This window comes from Colwellia maritima (genome assembly GCF_022669015.1).
GTDB lineage: Bacteria > Pseudomonadota > Gammaproteobacteria > Enterobacterales > Alteromonadaceae > Colwellia > Colwellia maritima.
Window position 1 is genome coordinate 329,478 of record NZ_JAKKSL010000003.1, and the last position, 25,402, is coordinate 354,879.

Below are 25,402 nucleotides of genomic sequence, written 5' to 3' on the forward strand. Positions count from 1 at the left end.
TGTACTTTATTTAATAGTGCAAGGTACTAGCGTGAATCTATCGACTTTAAATTTTGATAAATATTCTACGTTGGTACAGTAATAAAGAAATAACCCAAAATAAAACAACATGAGTTAGCGCAAATAAAAATGATGCAAGAGTTGGTTCTGCTATTAACTTAAATTGTTCATACAACCACCGATATAAACTACTATTACCAACAGAAACATTTAAATAAACAGTGACAAACAAAAACGATAAAATATAAACAAATAACGGATTTGTGCCATAAACAAGTAATGGCGAGGCCAACTTTTCTTGCCCTTTTACATCAATTAACCAAATAAAAAAGGCTAATAACAAACAAGCAACCCCTGTAGTGTAAATAACATAAGAACTTGTCCATAAGGATTTATTAATAGGCAAAATAAAACTCCATAAAATCGCAAGTCCTACACCAAGGCAGCCAATAATTCCAAGCTTAGAGACACTAGAACTTTTATTTTTTATCGTAGTTAAATATCGCGTTAATTCAAAACCTAACAGCATATTCACCACAGCAGGCATCGTACTAAGTACCCCTTCAGGCTCAAAAGATATACCGTGCATACTATACATATGATTTGCCCCCAAAATGGCAAGGTCAAATTGACGCACAATATTACCTTCAATGGTTAATCCTGCTTCTCCTACACTCAGTAACATTCCCCAATAGGCCAATAGAATAACTATCGAAACAATAAAAATACCACGACGACTTAATAACATTACAAAACTAGCCGCTATGACATAGGCTATACCAATACGTTGTAAAACGCCCATAATACGCCATTCTTCCATAGGTGTATCAAAGGGAATAACATTAAGCATAAAGCCAATAAAAAACATGATAAAGCCACGTCTTAGAATCCTTAGGAATTGAATAGGAGACGCTGAAAAGTTACTCTTTTTAAAAGAAAAAAACATTGCAGAGCCAATAATAAACAAAAAGAAAGGAAACACTAAATCCGTTGGCGTAACACCATGCCAATTCGCATGCAATAGAGGTGCATAAACATGTGCCCAAGTACCAGGCGTGTTGACCAAAATCATCAATGCAATCGTTATACCTCTAAATGCATCTAGGGCAAGGTATCTAGTCATAGGTTAAATCCAAAATATCTAAACAAATGTTAAAAATATTAATCATACAAAAATGACAGCGCTATCATTAGCTAATGTAAAGCAATATTAAGCATTTTGCTAATGTTTTAACTGAAATATTACCAAATCAAATTGCTATTTTTAGGCTAAGACTTTTTAAAGTCAGCCATAACCTATAGACGCTGTGAACTACTGTGTTAAACTGAAGAAAAATCTATAATGCTAACTGCTATGTCTGCTGAAAAATTACTCTATCAAGCCCAACAAGTGTGTCAAAAAAAGGAGCTCGTTTAACTAAAGCTCGTGAGCAAGTTTTTTTACTACTTGCTAAGCATGAAGGTGCCATAGGTGCCTATGATTTATTGGATAAACTCAAAAAATCAGACTCTTCAGCCAAGCCCGCTACTATTTACAGAGCCTTAGATTTTTTGTCTAAACAAGGCTTTGTTCATAAAATTGAGTCCATTAACGCCTTTGTTATGTGTCATCATTTTGGTGATTGTAACCATCCTGTACAATTACTGATTTGCGACAAATGTGGTCAAGTAGAAGAAATACAGTCCAACAATTTTGATCTGGCGTTGCGCTCTATGGCTGACGCTAACGGTTTTAGCATTACCCATCAAATTGTCGAAGCACATGGGCACTGTCAAAGCTGTCAAAGCTGTCAAATCGAATAAACATAATTCCATTAATCTCATAAATTAAACATTTTATCTCAAAAGCTTTCTCTAAATTACACATATAATGATACATGTGGTATAAATTCCGATTAAAATTCGGTTTTATATCGAAATTCAAAAATAATCATTAAACTTGGACGGCTATGAAATATTCATTATCAACAGCACTTGTTTGTTTATCTGTTGCTTTTAGCAGCAGTTTGTATACCACAAATGTTCTCGCTAAAAACACTATCGCAAGCGACAAGTTTCGCCAACTTGAAGAAATTTTACCCACGCCAAATGTCTATCGCACTGCATCAGGTGCGCCTGGCCATCAATACTGGCAACAACAAGTTGACTATACTATTGACATTAAGTTGGATGATAAAACACAGCAACTAACAGGTCGTGAAACTTTAAATTATCAGAACAACTCACCGGATACCTTGCGTTATATCTGGTTACAACTTGATCAGAATATATTAAAACGTAATGCTGATAGCAAGTTATCTACTGCAACAAAACCGTTAGAAAAAGTGACCTATACGGGCGTACGCAATATGGTTGAAAAACCAAAGTTTGATGGTGGCTACAACATTACAACGGTGGAAGATAGCAAAGGTAAACCGCTACATTTTGTTATAAATGGTACAATGTTACGTATCGATCTACCCAAGCCATTAAAATCTGGCGATGACACCGAATTTAAAGTTGAGTGGAATTACCAATTACACGAACAAAAAGTATTAGGTGGTCGTTCTGGCTATGAGTATTTCGAAAAAGATGATAATTACCTATACGAAATAGCAGGTTGGTTTCCACGTGCTGTTGCATATTATGATGTGATGGGATGGCAAAACAAACAATTTCTAGGCCGTGGTGAGTTCACCCTAGAATTTGGTGACTATGATGTAAAAATTAGCGTGCCGAGTGATCATATCGTGGCTGCTACGGGTGAACTACAAAATCCAAAAGATGTCTTAACTAAAGCTCAACGTCAGCGTTTAGATAAAGCAAAAAAAGCTAAAAAGCCAGTGCTTATTGTGACCGCTGACGAAGCTTTAGAAAATGAAAAGTCTCGTTCAACAAAAAATAAAACGTGGCACTTTAAAGCTAAAAATGTGCGCGACTTTGCCTTTGCCTCAAGTAGAAAATTTATTTGGGATGCACAAGGTTACAAGCATGGTGGCAGTAACACTATGGCGATGTCTTATTACCCTAATGAAGGTAACCCTCTATGGGAGAAATACTCCACTGAAGCCATCATTCATACCATGGAGCAATACAGCAAATACACTTTCGACTATCCATACCCAGTTTCTATTTCAGTAAACGGTCCGGTTGGTGGCATGGAATATCCTATGATCACTTTCAATGGTCCACGTCCAACACTTGATAAAAAAACCGGTGAGAAAACCTATTCTCGTCGCACTAAATACGGTCTAGTTGGTGTTATTATACATGAAGTGGGTCATAACTATTTCCCTATGATTGTCAATTCAGATGAACGTCAATGGACCTGGATGGATGAAGGTTTAAATACTTTCCTACAATTTTTAGCTGAACAAGCATGGGAAGAAGGATATCCATCACGTCGTGGAGATGCTGCTAACATTACGAGCTATATGAAAAGTACTAACCAGGTCCCAATCATGACGAATTCTGAGTCTATATTACAATTTGGTAATAATGCCTATGGAAAACCTGCAACTGCACTTAATATTTTACGTGAAACAATCATGGGCAGAGAGTTGTTTGACTTTGCTTTTAAAGAGTATGCACAACGCCGGAAGTTCAAACGTCCTACTCCAAAGAGATTTCTTCCGTACAATGGAAGATGCCTCAGCAGTTGATTTAGACTGGTTCTTCCGTGGTTGGTTTTATACCACTGATCATGTTGATATTGCCCTTGGTGACATACATCTTTATACCGCAGATAGCCAAAACCCAGATACTGAAGAAGCTTGGTTACGAGCATTAGAAAATGAAAAACCGGAATTTATTACTCGTCTTATGAACAAAGGTAAAAAAGTTCGTACTCAAGACAAACCAGAGTTATTAGATTTTTACAACGAACATGATAAATTCACTGCCACAAATGCGGCACGAAATAAATACAATGCCGGCAATAAAAAACTTGAGCAATGGGAAAAGGATTTATTACTCAACCAAAGTAACTTTTACTTAATTGATTTTGAAAATAAAGGCGGTTTGGTTATGCCTATTATTTTAGACATCACGTACGCAGATGGCAGCACTGAACATATGAAAATACCGGCTGAAATTTGGCGACAAAATTCAGTAAAAACCTCTAAACTGCTTGTACGTGACAAAGAAATTACGGCACTAGCAATAGATGCTAAATGGGAAACGGCTGATGTTAATGTCAATAATAACTATTGGCCGACTAAACCTATTAAGTCACGTTTTGAACTTTATAAACGTAAAAAAGAAGATATGATGCGCGATTACAATAAAAAATTGAAAGCTGCAGATGATGAAAGTGAAAACGCGGATAACTAATGCTAACATTTTTACTTTCTAGCATAAGTAAACGAGCCATAGGCAGAATACTGTTAAGTATTTTGCTCATGGCTGCTACGCACACTATTGTTGCCCACACTTACTTTTTTGGTGTTTCAGAACTTAATTATAATAAAGTGACTCAACATATTGAAGTAATACATCAACTTACCGCTCATGATATTGAAAATGCTATTGCTGAAATACAACAAATTAATTTCTCTTCTGAGCATCCTAAATATGATGAACTAATACAAAAATATATCGAAAAACATTTTATTTTAGCGCAAGGTGATAAAGCGATTAAAATGAACTGGATTGGCTTTGAAGTTAAAAGAGGCCAACTTTTTGCCTATCAGGAAAGCGTTTCTAAAGAAATTTTAACTCACCTCATGGTAAAAAACACAATACTCGTTGATACTTATGAGAAGCAAGTCAACACAGTCAACTATCAAAGTTCACGCCTAGAAAATACAATACAAGGTAGTTTAACTTTTGATCACCGACATAGGGTGGCCATAATAACTTCAAATGAATAAGTAATTAATAAAAAATTACGCTAGATTGATTTACATTTGTGACAGAAGTGTGCAAAATCAAAGTACTAAAAATAGCTAAAGCTCGGAAAATCCATGAGAGTAGAGTTCATCAACCCGTTTTTATCATCAATGCTTAATGTTATGTCTACCATGGCGCAAATGGAGCTCGTCCCTGAAAAGCCTAAATTGAAAACAACCGAAGTATCAATGGGGGATGTTTCTGGCTTAATAGGTATGATTAGTCCACAAACAAAAGGCTCTTTATCCATTACATTTGATGCACCTTTAGCTTTAGCAACAATGAAAGGGATGGTAGGTGAAGCACCCGACGAAGTGAATGAAGAAATCACAGACTTAGTGGGTGAAATCACAAACATGGTTACCGGTGGTGCTAAGCGTATGCTGAGTGAAAAGGGTATTGAATTTGATATGGCGACTCCTATTGTTGTCTCGGGAAAAAACCATACGATACACCATAAATCAGAAGGTCCTGTTGTGGTTCTTGCACTTAGAGGCGAGCATGGAAAAGCTTACATTGAATTCTCTTTTGATGAATAAATAGAACAGTAACAAATATAACCTGAACACCCAATAAACACTATTTTTCAATAGTGTTTTTTTGTCTCTGTTCCACAGAATACAAGGCGTTTATTTCAATAACTACTTGCTCTAACTATTAAATAAAAAAGGATGTAGCCGGTAATTTTAGCAAGTAGAATTATCACGTAATTAGCGAGACTGGTATAAAGCACTGGATATCACAATATGTGGCAACAAATAGAAATACAGTTAACAGCAAAACCAAGAGCATTTCATTTAATAACAAATGAAATAATCAATCAACTACCTGCTCTTACTAATATTCAATGTGGTATTTTACATTTGTTTATTAAACATTCATCTGCATCATTAACTATCAATGAAAATGCTGACCCTACTGTGCGTAGCGATATGGAAAAACATTTTAATGTGATAGCCCCAGAACAAGCACCGTATTATCAACATACCTATGAGGGAGATGATGATATGCCTGCTCATATAAAAGCAAGCTTACTTGGCTCTAATGTGACTATCCCAATTACCAATGGAACGCTTAATTTAGGTATCTGGCAAGGAATTTACTTAGGCGAGCATAGGAACCATCCGGTAGCCGTACGCTAGTTGCTACCATTCATGGCGAATAACAATGGGTTAATCTTCCTCAAGTACGTGCGGCCCTGCATAATTATCGAAGCGTGAATATTTACCTTGGAAAGTTAACGGTACTCGACCAATAGGGCCATTACGCTGCTTACCAATAATAATTTCCGCCATTCCTTTAAATTCACTATCATCGTGATAAACCTCATCACGATAAATAAACATGATTAAATCAGCATCTTGCTCGATTGAACCTGATTCACGTAAATCAGAGTTAATAGGACGCTTATCACTACGTTGCTCTAGGCCACGGTTCAACTGAGAGAGCGCAACAACTGGCACTTGTAATTCTTTTGCTAACGCTTTTAATGAACGTGATATTTCAGCAATCTCTAAAGTACGATTATCAGAAAATTGTGGTGCACGCATCAATTGCAAGTAATCGATCATGATCATTGAAATACCGCCATGATCTCGATGGATGCGTCGTGCCCTGGAACGAACTTCTGTCGGAGTTAAACCTGCAGCGTCATCTATAAACATTTTACCATTTTCAATCAACAACCCCATGGTAGAAGACAAGCGCGCCCAATCTTCATCATCCAATTGTCCTGTTCTTATTTTAGTTTGATCAATTCGCCCTAATGAAGCGAGCATTCTCATCATAATTTGATCTGCCGGCATTTCAAGACTGAAAATTAAAGCAGGTTTATCCTGAGTCATCGCGGCATGCTCTGCCAAGTTCATAGCAAAGGTAGTTTTACCCATTGAAGGACGTGCTGCAACAATGATCAAATCAGATTTCTGTAAACCTGCCGTCATTTTATCTAAATCAGCAAAGCCACTAGGCACCCCCGTTACACCACCAGTATCCGTTGAACAAAGCTTTTCAATTCTATCTACGGTTTTTTCTAATACAGAATGAAGACTTTCAGGTCCTTCAGATTTATTAGCACGCTTTTCAGCGATAGCAAATACTTTGGTTTCAGCAAAATCGAGTAGCTCTGCGCTGCTCCGTCCTTGGGTATCATAGCCTGCTTCAGCAAGCTCATTAGCCACACTAATCATTTCACGCGTAACGGCTCGTTCTCGAACAATATCAGCATAGGCCGTAATATTTGCAGCGCTCGGAGTATTTTTCATCATCTCCGCAAGGTAAACAAATCCCCCGGCATCATCTAATTTTTGATCATTCTCTAAGGCTTCTGATAGCGTAATTAGATCAACCGGCTCACCTAGCTCAATTAACGTAGCAATCGTTTCAAAAATAAGACGATGAGAACGACTGTAAAAGTCTGCAGCTACTGTTTTTTCTGCAACACGATCCCAGGTTTCATTATCCGGCAATAAACCACCCAGGACTGACTGCTCAGCTTCTAGAGAATGTGGTGGTGTTTTTAATTCATCTATTTGCTTGTCTTTGATAAATTGCTTTTCTTTGGCAAATTTACCAGGCTTTCTGTCTGCCATTTTTGAGCCTTACTTTTAGAGATTTGAGAAGGTATTTCTAAGTGGGGTAATGTAGCAGAAACACCGATAAAAATAGAGCAATAAAACAAAAATTAACTTTCAATGAGTTAAAAACGTCTCAAACCGAGGTTACTTAATTTGAGTAACAACGTCATGTAAAATATTCACAACCAATTCTATAAGTTCATTATCTGATGATTTTGGATAAACGACATAGGCAGGTAATTGAAATGAGGGTGCTGAGTCAACAGGAAATAAGCGCCCCTGATTAATAAGTTCGCGTACGAGTCTACGCGGGAAGTATCCTGATCCTCCCATACTTAGAATATACTGTAAACCTAACCAACCAATACCAACCGTAATACGTGGGCTACTTAATTCAGGCAGTATAGCCGTTAATTGTGAAAGAAATTCTGGCCCCCAGTTTACATGCACATAGGTGTTAGGGTTAGCGAGTTCGAGGGCTATTTTTTGAGTACTAACGAGGATTAACTCTTCATCTAATAACCAATCTACTTTCAGCGTAGGACGGTGTTGAGGTGTATACATAATACCGATATCAAGCCGACCATCAATCAAGTTTTGCATTAAACCTTCTTCAATGCCACTTTCGGCTTTTATTTGCATATTGGGTTGTTCAACACTGAGTCTTTCTAACCAACGAAGTAGTAAGCCATCCCAAAGCCCAAATCTACCGCCCACTGTCAAAGCGGTATCATACACAGGAGCAAAACCAATATCATGGCGAGCATGTTCCATTGTCTGTACCATATTAACCGCATAGCGTAAAAAACGTTTTCCTGAAGGAGTAAGCGTAGCGCCAGATTTATTACGTATAATAAGTTGGCACCCCATATACTCTTCTAAAGAGCGTATTCTACGACTAACAGCTGTTTGTGTTAGATGTAGGTTCCGTGCCGCCGCAGTAAAACTGCCTGTATCGACAATTTTTATGAAGGTACGTGCAAATTCAATATCCAAAAGTAACCTTTTTAAAATCAAGTAAAATTATGTGTTTTTATACCGTCGCTGCTATTTCGCACGTCCACTAATATAACCTGAGTTCGGTTTAAGATATTTTTAATTAGTTGAAATACATAACAATATTATTTTAACTAATACCCTAGCTTGATGGTTTTTCTTAATTCAAGGCAAATTTCGCGTCAATAGCTTATCTATTGCAAATAAATTTAACGATGAAATAAGGAGAAATAGCTACTAGAGAAACATTTATTAAGCCGAGTTCAGGTTAGTATAGCGGTGACTCTCTCTAATTTAACACGATATTTAATATTATCAAACATGACAATTCGTCATACTATTAGTGCTTATTTTTCATTTGTGTAATACATAATTCAAGCTTAAGCTTGTCAGGTAAATAAGTTTGTTACAAAAATTAATTCGTTATTAGAATAAATCAGTGCTGAATTTTATGAGTACTTTACTCATGAGCTTACTGTTCTAAAGGAGGTTACCGTGATCGTTCCTTATTATTTAAAAATGTTATATTCGTCGAATACTGTTTGGGAGGAGGTTGATCAGTCCGTAGTGAAAACTCTATTTTATATGGTGTTACCGTTATCTTTACTACCTCCTGTGATGATTCTCTATGCCGGATTTGAATACGGTGAACGTTTTTTCCCGGCTGCAAACGAAGTGCTTTGGATTTCAAGTGCTGCGGTGTTTTTAATTGCAGAGCTCATTACGGTAATGATGATGGCTTGGGCGATTAAAAATATCGCCGCATCACGAGGTATACAAACAGAGTATCGCAATACACTCGCGGTAACCTCTTTTTCAGCCGTTCCTATGTGGCTTTCTTCATTTGTACTATTTCTACCCCACCCTTTATTTGTTATTGGCATGGTATTGCTCGGCTTATTAGCCTCAATCTGCCTAAACTACTTTGGTACAAAAAATTTACTTAAAATGCACGAAGAGCTAGAGGTCGCGAACATTACCCATACAACAATTTCTTTAGGTGTTGTCGCATGGGTATTCCTGGTGACACTCATTGCCATTCCGCTTTTGTGGTAATTGATTTATCTTGTAAGGGCACTGATATAAATAATTAAGTGTTTTTTATACTAAACTTGGCTTATACCAATCTCAGCAACTATATGATCATTTCTACTTGCTAAAATCACCCACTACATCGTTATTTATTTAATAATTAGAACAACTCATTATTGAAATAAATGCCTTGTATTTGGCAATTTTTTTTACGTATATTTTTTCTACGTATAAAACAGATCACTTAATTAATGAAACTGTTATAACTATTTTCGGAACAAATTAAGGCTATGACTTTACTAACCTGTAATCAATAGCCTGTAATCAATACCAAAATACACAAAAAAAAAGCTTCTGATTAAAATCAGAAGCTTTCATCTCTAAAAAGAATAACCTAGATCATAGAAAATGAATCGCCGATCAGTACTACTCTTTTGCCGTATGCTGCTACTTTACTTTTTAGAAAGTGCACCAAAACGTTTGTTGAATTTATCAACACGACCACCAGTCTCAGCAGCTTTTTGCTTACCAGTGTAGAATGGGTGACACTCAGAACATACGTCTAAATGAATGTCTTTGCCGGCAGTTGAACGAGTTATAATAACATTGCCACAAGAACAAGTTGCTTTAAACTCAACATACTTAGGATGAATTCCGTCTTTCATGGGGACCTCTATATCTCTCTCGAGAAATTGGGCGTATCGCCACTTAGCCGCTCGCTTTATCAACGTAAACGCTAAGCACCATACGGTGTAAAATTAATGGGGGCGAATAATAAATGATCACCGCGTTAACTGCAAGCTAAAACAGTACAAAATTTGTTATAAAAGACTTATTAATTAATCATTAGTTTTACGTTAAGATAGCCTATAACTCACTATCATCATTATCTAATATAATTCGTGTCTGATCAATTTGTACAAGTAGCTGTGCCCGTGCCTATGCGGCAGTTATTTACTTACCAAGTCCCCACAGAAATGCAACACCCCTCTATAAAAATTGGTGAGCGCGTTGCGGTTTCATTTGGCGCTAGAAAAGTCATTGCAATTGTTATGGTTATTGATAACCATTGCACTATCACATCAAAAATAAAACCAATTTCACAGCGCCTGAATGACAGTTTTCATTTAAGTGATTCTTTAGTTAATTATTTAAGATTGTGTGCTGACTATTACCATCACCCTATCGGGGATGTATTGCAACAAGCTTTACCTAAATTATTAAGGCAAGTAAAAAAAGTAGACTTAAAGCCACCGATGGTTTGGCGTAATGAAGATAATTTACAAGACGCACAACTTAAGAGCTTGACTCAAATTCAAGCAAAAGCACCAAAACAATTTGCCTTGTATCAATTAATTGTGAAGCATTCTGGTGTAAGTTGGGCTGAATTACGCACCCTAGGTTACAGCAAAGCACAATTAAATGCGCTAGTTGCTAAAAAGCTAATAAAAGAAGTTAAGCACACGCCTTTGCCCTTCTCATGGCAAATTGAGATGTTAACTCAAGAAAATAAGCAAGTATTATCGACCGAGCAAGCTCTTATTGTAGCGACGATAAATCAATCTCTCGATCTTTTTTCTTGTCACTTAGTTGATGGCGTAACCGGCAGTGGTAAAACGGAAGTCTACCTTCAAGCGATGGAAAATGTTTTAGCAAATAGTCAACAAGTGTTGGTGATTGTCCCTGAAATTGGATTAACGCCACAAACATTGTTACGTTTTGAACAACGCTTTAGTGTGCCTATTTGTTTGCATCATTCAAACCTTAATGATACTGAACGGCTAGATACTTGGCTAAATGCGCAACAAGGCAGTGCTGCCATTATTATTGGCACACGCTCTGCCATTTTTTCACCACTACATAAACTCGGTATGATTATCGTCGATGAAGAACACGATAGCTCATTAAAACAACAGGACAGTTTTCGTTATCATGGGCGAGATATCGCCATTTTACGTGCTAGACAACTCAATATACCTATTATTTTAGGTAGTGCTACGCCAAGTTTTGAATCACTACAAAATGCCTTGTCAGGCAAGTATCAATATCACCAGTTACGTCAGCGAGCAGGCGCCAGTAGTAAAGCCAAAATTGCATTAATTGATATTGCTAAGCAACAAATGGAGTTCGGTTTATCTGGCACGTTAAAACATGAAATAAAACAAACACTCGCGCGAGGCGAGCAAGCACTCATTTTTTTAAATCGTCGAGGCTACGCACCCGCAATAAATTGTCAAGAATGCCATTGGCTTTGTGATTGTCAGCGTTGTGATAAGCCCTATACTTTTCACCAAAAGCAACAGTTATTAATTTGTCACCATTGTGGTAGCCAAAAGCGAATACCCAAACAATGTCCTTGCTGTGGCAGTGTCCGTATTGCGCCAGTGGGGCAAGGTACAGAACAACTTGAACAACGTATTAGTGAAATATTTCCTGACGTGAGTGTTGTCAGAATAGACCGTGATAGCACACGTAAGAAAGGCGAACTCACTAAACTATTACAAGAAATAACCGCGAAAAAACATCAACTACTCATTGGTACGCAAATGCTCGCCAAAGGTCATCATTTTCCTGATGTTACCTTAGTTGCTGTGCTCGATGGTGATGGTGCCTTATTTAGTTTTGATTTTCGTGCCAGTGAACAAATGGCACAACTTCTGATACAAGTAGCGGGTCGGGTGGACGTGCAAGTAAGCCGGGTAAAGTGTTAGTACAAACCAATTACCCCGATCATCCACTATTACAAGACTTGGTACATAACGGTTATCAACATTTCGCTAAACAAGCCCTAGTTGAACGAAAGCAAGCACGATTACCGCCATTTAGTTACCAAGCTCTATTTCGCGCAGAGGCAAATTACCCGAGTTATCCTGAAAAATTCCTGCGGTCGTTGGCTGAAATTACGTTAGAAAACTGCCAATACGCCGGTCCTATCCCTGCTGCTATGGAGAAAAAAGCAGGTAAGTTTCGATACCATTTAATTTTACAAGCCACCTCAAGAAAGTCGCTACACCTTGCAATAGCTCAATTACTTACCGCTATCCCCCAAAATGAATGGTTGAGTAAAGTACGTTGGAGTCTTGATATTGATCCCATTGATTTAAACTGGTAATTTAATACATTTTAAATCAATGCCATACTAAAAGGTATTCTGTATGTACTTGTAATTAGAAATGACTTAAGTATAGAATACCTAACATTCTTCGTTATTTCCCTGTAGTTCATGTCAAACCAAGATTACGTTTCTCGAACGCCCCCAAAAAAGAAAAAAAGTAGCCCATACAAAAAAAATGTGGCGGCACCAACTCGAACATTAACAATAAAAACCAAGCTAATTGGTTTACTTGCAATTATACTAATTGCGGGTTTTTCATATAGTTTATGGTTTTTAAAAACTGACACTTCGACTAAAGATCCTATTCAAGTTCAAGAAGAATCATCCGCCGAAAAAGAACAAAATCTACCTGAGCCACCAAAAGAAAAATGGACTTACGTTGAAAATTTAAAAACGAAAAATGTTGAAGTGGGCCAATATGAAGTAAAACAAAATGGTCCCTATAAAATGCAATGTGGATCGTTCAAAACCCGAGCCCAAGCTGAATCACTTAAAGCAAAAATGGCTTTTCTTTGGTGTTGAAAGCCTAATTCAAACGGCTCAAGGTAAAAACAACATTTGGTATAAAGTTGTATTAGGACCCTACGAACGAAAACGTGCCGCGGAAAAAGACAAGCACAAACTACGAAATAACAAGATTAACGGTTGTCAAATTTGGCTGTGGAAATAAGCGCTATTTTCTCATAAAACCAACACAAGCCAAATAGTTAAATTATTACCTGCTTAACATAACACCACCTAATCAGTTCCGTGAAAACTCCCCTGTTAGCCATTAATACACTGTTAATGGCTAAATAAAAAACTACGCTGTAAGAATAATCACCCAACACTTTAAATCGAGTACAGCATTAAAACAGACATTTATTTAATAGAATGAGGATAAAATTAATTCTATCCTTGAAAAGTCATTAATAACCCCAACTTTATCTACAACAAAATGTAATTATTGAGATTGGAGTTAATGTGACAACTATCGTTTCAGTTAGACGCAACGGCAAAGTTGCTATTGGTGGTGATGGTCAAGTATCACTGGGTAATACCGTTATGAAAGGTAACGCCAAAAAAGTACGCCGCTTATACAATAATAAGGTGCTAGCAGGTTTTTTGGCGGTACCGCTGACGCATTTACCTTATTTGAGCGCTTTGAAAGCAAACTTGAACAACACCAAGGGCATTTAACCAAAGCGGCAGTAGAGCTAGCAAAAGATTGGCGTAGTGATCGAGCCTTACGAAAGCTTGAAGCCTTACTAGCTGTTGCTGATGAAACCGCATCCTTAATCATTACAGGTAATGGCGATGTTGTTCAGCCTGAGAATGATTTAATTGCCATAGGTAGTGGTGGAAATTTTGCTCAGTCAGCCGCAACAGCCCTTTTGGAAAATACCGATTTAAGTGCTAGAGAGATAGTTGAAAAATCGTTGACTATCGCCGGTAATATTTGTGTATTTACTAATCACTCTCAAACGATAGATGAATTATAAGTATTACGCTTGATCACTATTTTACGCATTATGTTTTGAATAAAGACTATTGTCTTGTAGAAAAATCAAAACGATACGAGGAATAAACTATGTCAGATATGACTCCCCGCGAAATTGTTCATGAATTAGATAGCCATATTATTGGCCAAAGCGATGCTAAACGTGCCGTTGCTATCGCCTTGCGAAACCGATGGCGCCGTATGCAACTAAATGAAGCGTTGCGTAATGAAGTGACACCAAAAAATATTTTAATGATAGGTCCAACTGGGGTTGGTAAAACTGAAATTGCGCGCCGCTTAGCAAAATTAGCCAAGGCACCTTTTATTAAAGTTGAAGCCACAAAATTTACCGAAGTTGGCTATGTAGGCAAAGAAGTAGAAACTATTATTCGTGACCTTGCCGATATGGCAATAAAAATGGTTAAGGAAGATGAAATTGGCCGTGTGCAACACCTAGCCGAAGAAGCTGCCGAAGAACGTATTTTAGATGTATTACTACCGCCGGCAAGAGATAGTTTTGGTAATGTAGAAAAAAAAGAAAGTGATAGTGAAAGTAGCAGTACACGTCAAGTGTTTCGTAAAAAGCTACGTGAAGGTAAATTAGACGATAAAGAAATTGAACTTGACTTAGCTGCACCACAACTCGGTGTTGAAATCATGGCTCCTCCGGGTATGGAAGATATGACTTCTCAGCTACAAAGCATGTTTCAGAACATGTCGAGTGATAAAACCAAAAAACGCAAACTAACTATTAAAGAGGCTTTTAAAGCACTTAAAGAAGAAGAAGCAGCGAAAATCGTCAACCACGATGACATTAAAGAAAAAGCTATTTATGCCGTAGAACAAAATGGTATTGTGTTTATTGATGAAATAGACAAAATTTGTAAACGTGCTGATAGTAACAGCGGTGGCGATGTATCACGTGAAGGCGTACAACGTGATTTATTACCCTTAATTGAAGGCTCCACCGTTAGTACCAAGCATGGCATGATAAAGACCGATCATATCCTTTTTGTTGCTTCTGGCGCATTTCAAATGGCGAAACCATCCGATTTAATTCCTGAATTACAAGGTCGATTACCTATTCGGGTTGAGTTAAAAGCATTAACAACAGAAGATTTTGTAAGAATATTAACGGAACCTTTTGCTTCCCTAACCGAACAATATATTGCATTACTTGCAACAGAGGGCGTTGATGTTGAGTTTAGCGACGATGGCATTCAAGCGATTGCTAATGCAGCTTGGCAGGTAAATGAAACAACAGAGAACATAGGTGCACGCCGTTTACATACCATGATGGAAAGGCTCACAGAAGATTTATCTTTTCATGCTGACAAACGTCTTGGCGAGAAAGTGGTGATTGATAAAGCTTATGTTGATCAAACCTTAGATGAAGTAGTTAAAAACGAAGATTTAAGTCGTTTTATTCTTTAATAATTAAGTTTTACAGGCAGTTATGCGTATTAAACAGTTTACGATCAATACCAATAAAAAAAGTATCACTATACATTTCGTTCATGGTGATACTGCCTGTTTAGATTTTGAGTATTTGCGCGTTTTTAGTCCTAACCAACAGAAATCTACAAAACAACAAACCTTAGTGACAAATAAAAAAGTCGTGCTACTTCTCTCGATAGAGAATGTTGGGAAACACGGCTTTCGCTTTGTTTTTGATGATCAACACAGCGCTATATATACCACAGAGTACCTTAACCTGCTAATCACGGAGTATGAGCAACGTTGGCAGCATTATTTAGCAGAAATAAAAAATTCAGGTCATTCTAGAGAAGCAATGATCGACATAACACAGCTGTAGTCCCCTTTTCCATCCATACTAATAACGCTAAATTTATGATTGCTCCTGTTCTTTAGCGGGTGATTTGACGCCAGGTGATTTTCTCGTTAAATAAGTAATCAGTTTCTCTTCTGGTAATGGCTTATCAATAAAATAGCCTTGCACTGCATCACAGCCTAAATTACGCAGGACATTAAGCTGATCTTTATTCTCTACACCTTCAGCAAGCACACGTTTTCCCAATCCTTGTGAAAGATTAATCATCGATTTAACGATAGTTAAATCTGAATCATTCGTCGCAACTTCTGCAATAAAGCTACGATCAATTTTAATCGTATCTATCGGTAACTTTCGTAAGTAAGCCAATGAAGAATACCCGGTACCAAAGTCATCAATCGACACTTTGATCCCCATATTCTGTAGTGCGGAGATAGTATTCATGGCTGCTGTAATATCTGTCATCACAACATTTTCTGTTATCTCCAACTCTAAATATTTGGGCGAAAGCTTTTTCTCTAATAATATCGCTTGAATATTACTGACCAACTTTGGATCTTGGAACTCTACCGCTGTTATATTGACAGCGATAGCAATACGACGTTTAAATTGTTGATACCATCGAGCATTAGCACTACAAGCCTTGTTTAAAATATAATTATCAAACTCGCTGTTCATGTATAATGCTTCAATATCTTTCAGAAAACTGGCAGGTTGCAATAAGCCTTTTTCTGGATGCTGCCAACGCACTAACGCCTCAACGCCTTCTAACCGGTTAGTGATCAAATTTAACTGAGGTTGATAGTAAAGAACAAATTCGTCATTGAGAATAGCTGCTTTGAGCTCTTTTTCTTTAAGTACTAACCGCCTCCCTTCAGCTTGCATACCTGATTCAAAAGCAATTGTAGCTATATTATTGGTTTCAGCGTGATGCAAAGCAAGATTAGCATTTTGAAGTAAATCTTCAGCGTTATCACCATTATCAGGATAAGTACAATACCCAACACTCGCTTGAATATTTACCTCTTGATGTTCATCAGTATAAGGGTGACTAATGAGCTGATGCAAATGCTCAGCTATTTTATTTAATGAGACACTTTCATTAAATTCCACTACGAACATAAATGAATCACCACTAAGACGCCCTACGGCTTGAGGTAGTAACATACTATTGTTTAAGCGGTTTGCTATCTCACCTAGAATAAAATCCCCGGTTTTCAAACCATAGGTATCGTTAATAAATTTAAACTGCTTTATGTCGAGCAAAAATATGGCTAACTGATTAGTTTTTTCTTCAGCAATAATAATAGATTCTGATAACTTCTCCATTACTTGCCCGCGATTTAGAGCACCAGTTAACGAATCATGTTTACCTAGATATTGAGCCCGACTAATAGCATTGACAGCCATATTCCGCTCTGTACCCTGCATCCAAAGTAATAATATGAAGCCTAAAATAATATAGGCACCCACATCAAAATATAATAATAATAACTCAATTTGATTAAACCATGACTCAGTTATACCAATCAGAGTAATAAACAAATTAAATAAATGACGAACACCTAAAACAAGAAAAAAACGAGTAGAAAGTTACTAGAAAAGTGCGCACTTTTATCAACAAAAAGATAAAAACTAGTAAGAAGCAAACAGCTTGCGAAAATAAGGTTTTGCAAGCTAACTTTAAGATAAAAACGGTTAAATATATTATTTTCTTCGAAAAAATACAGTGTCGCAACACTCAAACCAATAAAAACAGCTAAACCAACCACAGTAAAAAAAAGGCGTTTTGTCAGTTTAATTCTCTTTTTAATACTATAAAGACCAAGCAATAAAAATGTTAAAAATAAATACAATCCTACTTGCTGTATTTGTTCATATAATAATTGAAGATAATAACCTGTTTTATGAGTTTCAGCGTAGCCTAACATAGCGTAACTGGCATAATAACAACTTAAAGAAATTAAACCATACAGCCAATATTTCATATATTCACGATGAAAAGATCGGAAATAGGTGAAGAAGATAAACGCCAAAAGTGCGAAAATTATTGCTTGAGTGGCATATAATAAGGCTAATGAATTTAGCTGTACAAACATTAAATATGTTCTATATTTGGAGATAAATAGTAGACATATTAAAAAGAGTTTTACACTAAAATACAAGTCTCTATTTTATTCTCATTACAACACGTTATACTAACTAGTAACTTTTTCTTAAATCAAAGATTATTGTTATGGAATATGACACTTCACAATTATGTGACACTTATGCAGATTTAGTCGATGTAGTTGACCCAATTTTTAGTAATTATGGTGGTCGGCATTCTTTTGGGGGCAAAGTTGTTACGATAAAATGCTTCGAAGGCACTGGCTTGATCAAACAAACAATCAAGATGGATGGTAAAAGTAAAGTACTCGTTATTGACGGTGGAGGATCAACTAGGCGAGCACTAATCGATATTAATATTGCCGAAACTGCCGCACTTAATGGCGGGAAGGGATCGTTTGTTATGGCAGCGTACGTGACGTTGATGCTATTGAAGAAATCGAAATAGGTATTCAAGGACTCGTATCGATTCCTGTTGGGGCAAATGATAATGAATTCGGCGAAACTGATGTTGCTATCAATTTTGGCGGAGTCACTATTTTACCTGATGATCATATTTACGCTGATAATACAGGCATTATTTTATCACCTGAGCCGTTAGATTTAGAATAAAATACTAAACTGGGTTGTGTCTCTAATACCTTGTTGCTTAGCGCTGTACCCTAGCATTTCCTCATTAGCATCATACAGAGGTTACGATCTGTTAGGCTTAGCTTTTGGGTGCTTGATATACCAATTTTGCAGCCATGGTTCTATTTCACTGGGGTTAACCCCTTTATGAATCATTTCACCCTGTATAAGGCTTCCTCCCATCGAAATATAGCTATTCGCAGTCTCACTGTTATCTATATGAGTACCAATCAAAGGTAGCTTCATGCTATGTGTGAAAGTAATTAAGGCATTGATTATCGCTTTGTCTGCTCTATTATCATCACTGGTGTCTAAATCCTGACAATTTATTTTTACTTGATCAATAACCATTTTTCTTAAATAGCGTAAAGATTCATAACTACCAGAAAAATTATCAATGGCAACCGTTATATCAAGTGACTTTAACTGATCAATGGTATTTTTAGCTCGTTGGCAAGCACAAAGCATGATTTGCTCATCGAGTTCAATCATTAAATATTTGCCTGCAATATTATAGTTTTTCATTTGTTGTTCGATATAATCAACAAGATCAGGTTCTAGCAAGTTTTGACTCGAAAGGTTAACAGATACTTGTGAATAAACACCAATTTTATGCAAAGAAAATAACGCTTTAAAAGCCTGTTTAAACATTTGTTTTGTTAAACAATAAACATCACCACTGTGTTCTGCTAAATTAATAAAATCGGCTAATTCAAGTACTTTTCCATCATTAGTATGCCAATTAACTTTTAATTCAAAACCAATAATTGCGTGGTCGTTAATATCCACTTGTGGCTGTAAATACCAATGTAGGTTTTCATCCACAATATCTTGCCGCAAGCATTCCATCAAACGCAATTTCTGTTCTGTATAAAAAATGGAGTTATTATCAAAATATTGAATAACTTGACCACTATCAACGCCTTTCAATAAAGCATCAGTAGCGTGCGATACTATTTCTTCAACACTATTACCATGCTCTTTACTAATGGCTACCCCAAAAGCTAACTCAAAATTTAATGAAAAACTCTTAAAACTCATCGCATCAGGTACTGCTTTAGCTAATTGATGACATAATTCATCTACAATACTTTTAACCTCATGTTTAGTATTTGATAAATCGAACACAACCAAAAAGTCTAAACCATGTAGGCGCGCAATTTTTACTGATGTGGCGTTGTTATCGAAATCAATTAAATTGGGGTTTTCTGAAACACTTTTCTTTAAACAAAGCGCAAGTTGTAATAACAAAATGTCAGAATTATGACGTCCTAAAATAGTATTAACTTGTTGGAAATTGATCGGTTTAAAAACGATTGCTGCCAGTTTTGAATCTTTTTTGGTTTTTAATACATGCTCAAATTGTTTTAATGCTTGCGAGGCTATGGGTAGATTTGTTGCAGCATCGCGTGGATAGTTAACAGATGTATTTGGAGTTAATAAAATGTCGTTATGCCCTTTAGCCGACTTTGAAAACATCTTCCAAAAAAAAGGCAATAAGAGGGACACTTAGCCCAACTAAGAATGGTATTACGCTGATAGAATACAAATTTGAATTTTGCTCAGCCACAACAGAAAAAGGAAACAATAAACCGCTAAGCAATAATAAAGAAGAAAAACGCCCCCTTGAATATCTTGCCTTAAAGTATGCCTTAGCGATATAACAATTTGGATAAAAAACCGCACTTACACGACTAAAATATTTGAATACAATATCTAAACAATTAAAGCCTTTGCAACAATCCATATTAAACCAACCATTTAATTATTATACCAAGTTGATTAAATTGGTATTAATAGAGTGGATACTATAGCGCTAAAGTTCCCGTCCATAAAGTAAAAAATAGTGTAAAAAAAGCCTACTTTACATACCTACTATAATTTAAATTTAGCAAGTTGTTCATTCAAACCATTAGCCAATGCAAGTAAATGCTCGCTAATTTCTTTACCTCTAATGGCATCTGCACTAGATTTTTCAGCCGCATCACTAATATTAACAACATTAATGTTAATTTCATCTGCCGCTAAGTTTTGTTGTTTAGCCGCGTCTGAAATATGGCAATTTAGTTCATCTAACTCTTTAATTTGTGAGGTGATATCAACTAATAAATTGGCTACATTAGCGACATCTTCAGCTTTTTCATTAGCTTGTTGACTGGCATCATTCATTGAATCTACAGCACTTTTAGCATCATGCTGTAAAGCGCCGATTGTTGATTGTATTTGGTCAATCGTTTCTCGTGTTCGTGTTGCCAATGACCGCACTTCATCAGCAACAACAGCAAACCCACGCCCTTGTTCACCTGCTCTAGCAGCCTCTATAGCGGCGTTCAGTGCCAATAAATTAGTTTGTTCAGCAATGGATGTTATGATGTCTAGTACGCTGCGGACTTCATTAGTTTTATTACTGAGCTCGGTAATCATACTGGTATTATGAATCACTTTATCTCGCAATTCATTGATACCTTTATTTGCTTCTTCTACCAAAGCTAAACCTTGCGAAGCCCGTTCTCTTGCAGACACAGATTTATCCGCCGCACTTTGCGTATTTTTTTGCACTTCATTTGCAGAAGCATCAAGTTCATTGATAGCAGCGGCAACCGAGTCTGTACCATTTTTTTGTTCTAATACCGCCGCCCGTGTTAGCGAAGATATTTCATCAACACTTTGTGCTGACAGCGTAAGTTTCTCTGTTGCATCAGAAATCGACACAAAACTTTGCTTAAATGTTTTCATCATGCCATTCAGTGCTGAACTAACTGCCCCAAGTTCATCATGGTAATGCACTTTGATATCTTTATTTAAATCAAGATTATCTTCTACACTCTTAATTGTTTTACGTAATCTGTTTAACCTAAAAAACACTAATTTTTTTAGTGTAAAACTTAGTAAGCCAAAGCTGATAATGGTGATTATAAGTTGTAACAATGTGGCATGAGTAATTGAATTAGTGATCGTTTTATTAACAGAAGATAAATCATAAGTAATCTTAACTGCCCCTAGAATTACACCTTTTTCGACTTGATGACAGGTCAAACAGTTTGTTCCACGATAATCATCACTTGCTTTGATAGGCATGATAAAACTCATCATCTGCTTGCCATTTTCAGTGAATTTTTCAAATGCCTGTGTACCTGATAAACCTTGATGTTCAAAGGTGGATTTTGCACTTTGATCATCATGACCTTTACCAAAAGATTCAGTTAACGCGGGAGATCGAAGTATTCGTGCTTCTACAATTTCTTCTTGGCTAACAATTTTATCTTGAATGATTTTTCTATTAGCAACAGTACCAGTCAACATCATAGTATTAACAGAATCAAAATAATTTAGCGCTAAGCTTTCCAAGTTTTTCTCAACAAAATACTCGGCTAACTCTCGCTCATCATTATAAAAGAAAAAGATTGTTGTGCTCAAAAAACCAAACGCAATAACAACAAGAGAAGCATTGATTTTTTTAGCTAAAGACATGTTTTGAAGCATATTACATCCTATTAATCGATAATGAGAGGATGAAGCTACTGGCTACATCCCATTCACTGAGCCGTACCTACAGATTGTATTACGGCTAGTGTAATTTACTAGTTACTATCAAATTGCCCACAATAAAAGGTACTATCAACAAGTTACTCCGTTTATTATCATAGATGACGTAATCACCTTGAATCATGCCTTAGGCATTTAAAGGGCGCAATACATAATATAATGCTCTCGTTCAAAAAAAACAAAAAGCTTACTCTTTATTGATTTATCTCACACTTTATCGTTATTTTTAAAAATAGAATAAACTAACTTTGTGCTATTAATTAGTTGTTTCATTCTCGGTTTTACCACTAATGTTGGTATTTTAAATATATGCTTTTTAATAATTTTTCATGAATAGAGTCAAACGAGCCGTTACTCATCACTACAATACTGTCTCCTGCTTGAACATAGTCTGTGATTTTAGCGACTAATTGATTTATATCATCTTCAACAACACAAGGTGACTGGCACTTGTTAATTAACTCACTCACTGACCATTTAACGTCTTCACCCTGAAAAATATAAACGTGGTCAGCTTGCCTTAACGAAGCCGGTAATGTGTCTTTATGCACGCCTGACTTCATTGTATTTGATCGTGGCTCTAATACAGCAATGACACGACCTTGGCTACTATTACCTGCTATTTGTGAACGCACACCTGCTAAAGTTTTTGCAATGGCCGTCGGGTGGTGAGCAAAATCATCATAGACATTGATGTTATTAACACAGCCACGCAATTCCAATCTGCGTTTAGTATTAATATACTCAGCTAAAGCTTCGGTAGCAATATGGCTTGGAACCCCTGCATGACGGGCAGCAGCGATTGCCATTAACGCATTGTCGATATTAAAATCACCAATCAATGACCATTTTACTATTCCCTGCATTTCACCATTAAAAGTCACAGAAAACTCACTACCGTCAACCGCGAGCTTTTGTGCTTGCCACCCTTTTTTACAGGAACTTTGTTCTGTAGGCGTCCAACATCCCATTGCTAATGTTTCTGTTATGGCTTCTTCATTTTTGGGCGATAAAATTAAACCGTTACTGGGCACCATACGAATAAGATGATGAAATTGTCGTTGTATGTCTGACAAGTCATTAAAAATGTCACCGTGATCAAATTCTAGATTATTAATAACTAATGTTCTTGGACGGTAATGAACAAATTTAGAGCGTTTATCAAAAAAAGCGGTGTCATACTCATCGGCTTCTATAACAAAAAAAGGCGCATTGCCTAATCGTGCTGAACACTCGAAGTTTTGCGGTACACCTCCAATTAAAAAGCCTGGTGATAATTTTGCATACTCTAAAATCCACGTTAACATGCTACTAGTCGTTGTTTTACCATGAGTACCCGATACTGCAAGTACCCAACGGTCTTTCAATACATTTTCTAACAACCACTGTGGGCCTGAAATATAAGGAATATTCCGATCAAGCATGTATTCTACCATCACATTTCCCCGAGACATTGCATTACCCACTATCACGAGATCAGGTTCATCATTAAAATGCGCGGTTTGATAACCTTGCATTAGCTCTATTCCCAGTTGTTCTAATTGGGTACTCATTGGCGGATAAACATGGGCATCACAGCCCGTTACACGAAAACCAAGAGCTTTAGCTAAAGCGGCTATACCTCCCATAAAGGTGCCACAAATACCAAGAATGTGTAAATGTTGAGTTTTATTTGTCATAAGCAAGAAAAATACTGAAATATGATGAAAAATTATGAAGGTTAATATACCGTATCCACTTATAACAAGTAAGAAAATATTAGACATAAAATGCCAAAAACACCTGCAGTAAAAGTTAGTAGCCTTCATATTTATCCGATTAAATCGACAGCGGGGATAACATTGCTTTCTACAAAAGTTGAGGCCTTGGGCTTAGCGCCTTTGATCGTCGGTTTGTAGTCAGCGATCCTTCTGGGCAGTTTATTACCGCCAGAACGGAACCAACATTATGTTTAGTTCAAACAAAACTATTCCCTGGTGGATTAACATTATCAGCTCCCAATATGTCGACGCTAACGTTAACTTATACCGAATTTACGCCTCAGTACCAAAAAGTCATGGTTTGGGGAGATAACATTGACGGGCAACTATGTTCTGAAAAAGCAAACGCATGGTTTAGTGAATACTTGCAACGTCCCTGTGCGCTATTATTTTTTGGCGAAAACTCTTATCGTGAAAGAAGCGCTAATGGGGATAATGCCAGAAAGCTAGCTTTTGCTGATGGTTATCCGTTATTGCTTATTTCTCAAGCCTCGTTGAATGATCTTAATACAAGGCTTCTAGAAAGTCAGCTTAACGGTGAAAACTTTGTTAATAATGCTCAAGAAAATATCTCTATGACACAGTTCAGACCAAATATTGTTGTCAACAACACAGCACCTTTTACTGAAGATACTTGGCAACATATTCGTATTGGTGAAGTAGAGTTTAAGGTGAGTAAACCTTGTGAACGCTGTGTATTCACTACCATTAACCCTGAAACAGGCAAGAAACATCCTCAACAGCAACCGCTACGCATGTTACAGTCTTTTAGACAAACCCCTCATGGTGAGGTATTGTTTGGTCAAAATTTAATCGCGCTCAATAGCGGCACTATAAACGCAGGAGATGAGTTGACTGTTATCAGTACACAACCCCCCCCAGTTTTTGCCCTTTCTACTTCAACAACACAAACCACAAATACACTAGGTAACACCCAAAAAGTTGATCCATTAGAAAATAACAATACCCTAAATGATCATATTGTGGACAAATCAGTCAACAAAAAGCTAAACGTTTTCTTTGAAAAATGGAATAAAAGATACCAAATTCCTTCTCCCTCCCTTAATGATCAAGGCAGAGAACAAACTAAAACCCTTTTGGAAAATGGTGAAGATGCAGGGCTTATTTTACCTTACTCATGTCGCGCCGGTATGTGTGGTCGTTGTAAAGCAAAATTAATTAGCGGTGATGTCAAACAATTATCAACGGATGACATGAATGGTTTAACAGAGCAAGAAAAAAAGGAAGGTTACATTTTATGCTGTTCGACAATCGCAACAAGTGACGTAGTCATTAAGCATTCCTAATCCCCCTTATGGTATGTATCACTGTTGTAAACATCATTTTTATTTTCTATTCCTCCTCTATAGTTTAGAAAAACCCCATTAGCGCAAACAAAAATTACAAAAGATTGATATACATCAACAGACATCTGTAATTAAAAAAGTTGGTTTTAGAAGTTGATTTAAATCAACTTCTAAAACCTAACTGAATGTA

At 36.7% G+C, this 25,402-nt stretch carries 21 protein-coding genes and 5 pseudogenes; 16 read left to right on the forward strand and 10 right to left on the reverse strand.

The window, feature by feature from the left end:
* Nucleotides 1-46: 46 nt before the first annotated feature.
* Nucleotides 47-1,123, reverse strand: coding sequence for an acyltransferase family protein (locus L3081_RS17375; protein ID WP_242287303.1), 1,077 nt, complete (start codon nucleotides 1,121-1,123; stop codon nucleotides 47-49).
* 269 nt (nucleotides 1,124-1,392) lie between these two features.
* Here L3081_RS17375 and L3081_RS17380 point away from each other — a divergent pair, with 269 nt between their 5' ends.
* The 5 genes and pseudogenes from L3081_RS17380 (at nucleotide 1,393) to L3081_RS17400 (ending at nucleotide 6,034) form a co-directional block, all read left to right on the forward strand.
* Nucleotides 1,393-1,803: a transcriptional repressor gene (locus L3081_RS17380; RefSeq protein ID WP_420839754.1), complete on the forward strand. Its 411-nt coding sequence runs from the start codon at nucleotides 1,393-1,395 to the stop codon at nucleotides 1,801-1,803.
* A gap of 146 nt (nucleotides 1,804-1,949) precedes the next feature.
* A pseudogene (locus L3081_RS17385) lies at nucleotides 1,950-4,311 on the forward strand (M1 family metallopeptidase).
* Nucleotides 4,311-4,850, forward strand: a complete 540-nt coding sequence (locus L3081_RS17390; protein WP_242287304.1) for a DUF6702 family protein — start codon at nucleotides 4,311-4,313, stop codon at nucleotides 4,848-4,850. The pseudogene L3081_RS17385 and the gene L3081_RS17390 overlap by 1 nt, the downstream one beginning before the upstream one ends.
* 93 nt (nucleotides 4,851-4,943) lie before the next feature.
* Nucleotides 4,944-5,408 carry a chemotaxis protein CheX gene (locus L3081_RS17395; RefSeq protein WP_242287305.1) on the forward strand — a complete coding sequence of 155 codons (465 nt, stop codon included), beginning with the start codon at nucleotides 4,944-4,946 and terminating at the stop codon, nucleotides 5,406-5,408.
* Between the two features lie 207 nt (nucleotides 5,409-5,615).
* Nucleotides 5,616-6,034, forward strand: a pseudogene (locus L3081_RS17400) (secondary thiamine-phosphate synthase enzyme YjbQ).
* A 7-nt stretch (nucleotides 6,035-6,041) separates the two neighbouring features.
* Here L3081_RS17400 and dnaB read toward each other — a convergent pair.
* Both dnaB and L3081_RS17410 read right to left on the reverse strand, forming a co-directional pair.
* On the reverse strand, nucleotides 6,042-7,460 hold the full coding sequence (dnaB, locus tag L3081_RS17405; RefSeq protein ID WP_242287306.1) for a replicative DNA helicase: 1,419 nt from the start codon (nucleotides 7,458-7,460) through the stop codon (nucleotides 6,042-6,044).
* A gap of 129 nt (nucleotides 7,461-7,589) precedes the next feature.
* Entirely contained in the window at nucleotides 7,590-8,441 is an 852-nt protein-coding gene (locus tag L3081_RS17410) for a LysR family transcriptional regulator (RefSeq protein ID WP_242287307.1), read from the reverse strand.
* Between the two features lie 495 nt (nucleotides 8,442-8,936).
* On the opposite strand from L3081_RS17410, the gene L3081_RS17415 reads away from it, so the two are divergent.
* The gene (locus L3081_RS17415; RefSeq protein WP_242287308.1) at nucleotides 8,937-9,497 is read left to right on the forward strand and encodes a Yip1 family protein; all 561 of its coding nucleotides are present in this window, start codon (nucleotides 8,937-8,939) and stop codon (nucleotides 9,495-9,497) included.
* Nucleotides 9,498-9,925: 428 nt separating this feature from the next.
* On the opposite strand, the gene rpmE is transcribed toward L3081_RS17415, so the two are convergent.
* Nucleotides 9,926-10,138: a 50S ribosomal protein L31 gene (gene rpmE, locus L3081_RS17420; RefSeq protein ID WP_242287309.1), complete on the reverse strand. Its 213-nt coding sequence runs from the start codon at nucleotides 10,136-10,138 to the stop codon at nucleotides 9,926-9,928.
* 237 nt (nucleotides 10,139-10,375) lie between these two features.
* On the opposite strand from rpmE, the gene priA reads away from it, so the two are divergent.
* The 7 genes and pseudogenes from priA (at nucleotide 10,376) to L3081_RS17450 (ending at nucleotide 15,884) form a co-directional block, all read left to right on the forward strand.
* Nucleotides 10,376-12,184 (forward strand): replication restart helicase PriA, encoded by a 1,809-nt coding sequence (gene priA, locus L3081_RS17425; RefSeq protein ID WP_242287310.1) that lies wholly within the window; start codon nucleotides 10,376-10,378, stop codon nucleotides 12,182-12,184.
* Entirely contained in the window at nucleotides 12,178-12,585 is a 408-nt protein-coding gene (locus tag L3081_RS17430; protein ID WP_242287311.1) for a hypothetical protein, read from the forward strand. Before priA ends, L3081_RS17430 begins: the two co-directional genes overlap by 7 nt.
* A 180-nt stretch (nucleotides 12,586-12,765) precedes the next feature.
* Nucleotides 12,766-13,110 (forward strand): SPOR domain-containing protein, encoded by a 345-nt coding sequence (locus L3081_RS28500; protein WP_338027385.1) that lies wholly within the window; start codon nucleotides 12,766-12,768, stop codon nucleotides 13,108-13,110.
* The gene (locus L3081_RS17435; RefSeq protein ID WP_338027386.1) at nucleotides 13,022-13,258 is read left to right on the forward strand and encodes an SPOR domain-containing protein; all 237 of its coding nucleotides are present in this window, start codon (nucleotides 13,022-13,024) and stop codon (nucleotides 13,256-13,258) included. Before L3081_RS28500 ends, L3081_RS17435 begins: the two co-directional genes overlap by 89 nt.
* A 293-nt stretch (nucleotides 13,259-13,551) precedes the next feature.
* Nucleotides 13,552-14,069, forward strand: a pseudogene (gene hslV, locus L3081_RS17440) (ATP-dependent protease subunit HslV).
* Between the two features lie 89 nt (nucleotides 14,070-14,158).
* A complete protein-coding gene (gene hslU / locus L3081_RS17445) occupies nucleotides 14,159-15,502 on the forward strand; it encodes an HslU--HslV peptidase ATPase subunit (RefSeq protein ID WP_242287312.1) in 1,344 nt (447 codons plus the stop codon).
* Between the two features lie 22 nt (nucleotides 15,503-15,524).
* Nucleotides 15,525-15,884, forward strand: a complete 360-nt coding sequence (locus tag L3081_RS17450; protein WP_242287313.1) for a gamma-butyrobetaine hydroxylase family protein — start codon at nucleotides 15,525-15,527, stop codon at nucleotides 15,882-15,884.
* Nucleotides 15,885-15,917: 33 nt separating this feature from the next.
* Here L3081_RS17450 and L3081_RS17455 read toward each other — a convergent pair whose 3' ends face one another.
* Entirely contained in the window at nucleotides 15,918-17,405 is a 1,488-nt protein-coding gene (locus L3081_RS17455; RefSeq protein ID WP_242287314.1) for a putative bifunctional diguanylate cyclase/phosphodiesterase, read from the reverse strand.
* 20 nt (nucleotides 17,406-17,425) lie between these two features.
* Entirely contained in the window at nucleotides 17,426-17,959 is a 534-nt protein-coding gene (locus tag L3081_RS17460) for a hypothetical protein (RefSeq protein WP_242287315.1), read from the reverse strand.
* 137 nt (nucleotides 17,960-18,096) lie between these two features.
* On the opposite strand from L3081_RS17460, the pseudogene rraA reads away from it, so the two are divergent.
* Nucleotides 18,097-18,581, forward strand: a pseudogene (gene rraA, locus L3081_RS17465) (ribonuclease E activity regulator RraA).
* An 81-nt stretch (nucleotides 18,582-18,662) separates the two neighbouring features.
* Here the strand turns inward: rraA and L3081_RS17470 are convergent.
* From L3081_RS17470 to mpl, 4 genes are all read right to left on the reverse strand, one after another.
* The gene (locus tag L3081_RS17470; RefSeq protein ID WP_242287316.1) at nucleotides 18,663-20,078 is read right to left on the reverse strand and encodes a GGDEF domain-containing phosphodiesterase; all 1,416 of its coding nucleotides are present in this window, start codon (nucleotides 20,076-20,078) and stop codon (nucleotides 18,663-18,665) included.
* Complete coding sequence (locus L3081_RS17475; protein WP_242287317.1) at nucleotides 20,059-20,346, reverse strand: hypothetical protein; 288 nt, start codon at nucleotides 20,344-20,346, stop codon at nucleotides 20,059-20,061. The genes L3081_RS17470 and L3081_RS17475 overlap by 20 nt, the downstream gene beginning before the upstream one ends.
* A gap of 128 nt (nucleotides 20,347-20,474) precedes the next feature.
* Nucleotides 20,475-22,082, reverse strand: coding sequence for a methyl-accepting chemotaxis protein (locus L3081_RS17480; protein ID WP_242287318.1), 1,608 nt, complete (start codon nucleotides 22,080-22,082; stop codon nucleotides 20,475-20,477).
* A 350-nt stretch (nucleotides 22,083-22,432) separates the two neighbouring features.
* Nucleotides 22,433-23,824 (reverse strand): UDP-N-acetylmuramate:L-alanyl-gamma-D-glutamyl-meso-diaminopimelate ligase, encoded by a 1,392-nt coding sequence (mpl, locus tag L3081_RS17485; RefSeq protein ID WP_242287319.1) that lies wholly within the window; start codon nucleotides 23,822-23,824, stop codon nucleotides 22,433-22,435.
* Nucleotides 23,825-23,914: 90 nt separating this feature from the next.
* On the opposite strand from mpl, the pseudogene L3081_RS17490 reads away from it, so the two are divergent.
* Both L3081_RS17490 and L3081_RS17495 read left to right on the forward strand, forming a co-directional pair.
* Nucleotides 23,915-24,222: pseudogene (locus tag L3081_RS17490) on the forward strand (MOSC domain-containing protein); the annotation flags it as partial.
* Nucleotides 24,202-25,212 carry a YcbX family protein gene (locus L3081_RS17495; RefSeq protein ID WP_242287586.1) on the forward strand — a complete coding sequence of 337 codons (1,011 nt, stop codon included), beginning with the start codon at nucleotides 24,202-24,204 and terminating at the stop codon, nucleotides 25,210-25,212. The pseudogene L3081_RS17490 and the gene L3081_RS17495, both read left to right, overlap by 21 nt.
* Nucleotides 25,213-25,402: the final 190 nt, after the last annotated feature.

Excerpts from the sequence above, each read along its gene's own strand:
- L3081_RS17375 (WP_242287303.1), bottom strand. The coding sequence starts at position 1,123 with ATGACTAGATACCTTGCCCTAGATGCATTTAGAGGTATAACGATTGCA.
- L3081_RS17390 (WP_242287304.1), top strand. The coding sequence starts at position 4,311 with ATGCTAACATTTTTACTTTCTAGCATAAGTAAACGAGCCATAGGCAGA.
- L3081_RS17395 (WP_242287305.1), top strand. The coding sequence starts at position 4,944 with ATGAGAGTAGAGTTCATCAACCCGTTTTTATCATCAATGCTTAATGTT.
- dnaB (WP_242287306.1), bottom strand. The coding sequence starts at position 7,460 with ATGGCAGACAGAAAGCCTGGTAAATTTGCCAAAGAAAAGCAATTTATC.
- rpmE (WP_242287309.1), bottom strand. The coding sequence starts at position 10,138 with ATGAAAGACGGAATTCATCCTAAGTATGTTGAGTTTAAAGCAACTTGT.
- L3081_RS17435 (WP_338027386.1), top strand. The coding sequence starts at position 13,022 with ATGGTCCCTATAAAATGCAATGTGGATCGTTCAAAACCCGAGCCCAAG.
- hslU (WP_242287312.1), top strand. The coding sequence starts at position 14,159 with ATGTCAGATATGACTCCCCGCGAAATTGTTCATGAATTAGATAGCCAT.
- L3081_RS17450 (WP_242287313.1), top strand. The coding sequence starts at position 15,525 with ATGCGTATTAAACAGTTTACGATCAATACCAATAAAAAAAGTATCACT.
- L3081_RS17460 (WP_242287315.1), bottom strand. The coding sequence starts at position 17,959 with ATGTTTGTACAGCTAAATTCATTAGCCTTATTATATGCCACTCAAGCA.
- L3081_RS17470 (WP_242287316.1), bottom strand. The coding sequence starts at position 20,078 with ATGTTTTCAAAGTCGGCTAAAGGGCATAACGACATTTTATTAACTCCA.
- L3081_RS17475 (WP_242287317.1), bottom strand. The coding sequence starts at position 20,346 with ATGGATTGTTGCAAAGGCTTTAATTGTTTAGATATTGTATTCAAATAT.
- L3081_RS17480 (WP_242287318.1), bottom strand. The coding sequence starts at position 22,082 with ATGCTTCAAAACATGTCTTTAGCTAAAAAAATCAATGCTTCTCTTGTT.
- mpl (WP_242287319.1), bottom strand. The coding sequence starts at position 23,824 with ATGACAAATAAAACTCAACATTTACACATTCTTGGTATTTGTGGCACC.
- L3081_RS17495 (WP_242287586.1), top strand. The coding sequence starts at position 24,202 with ATGGTTTGGGGAGATAACATTGACGGGCAACTATGTTCTGAAAAAGCA.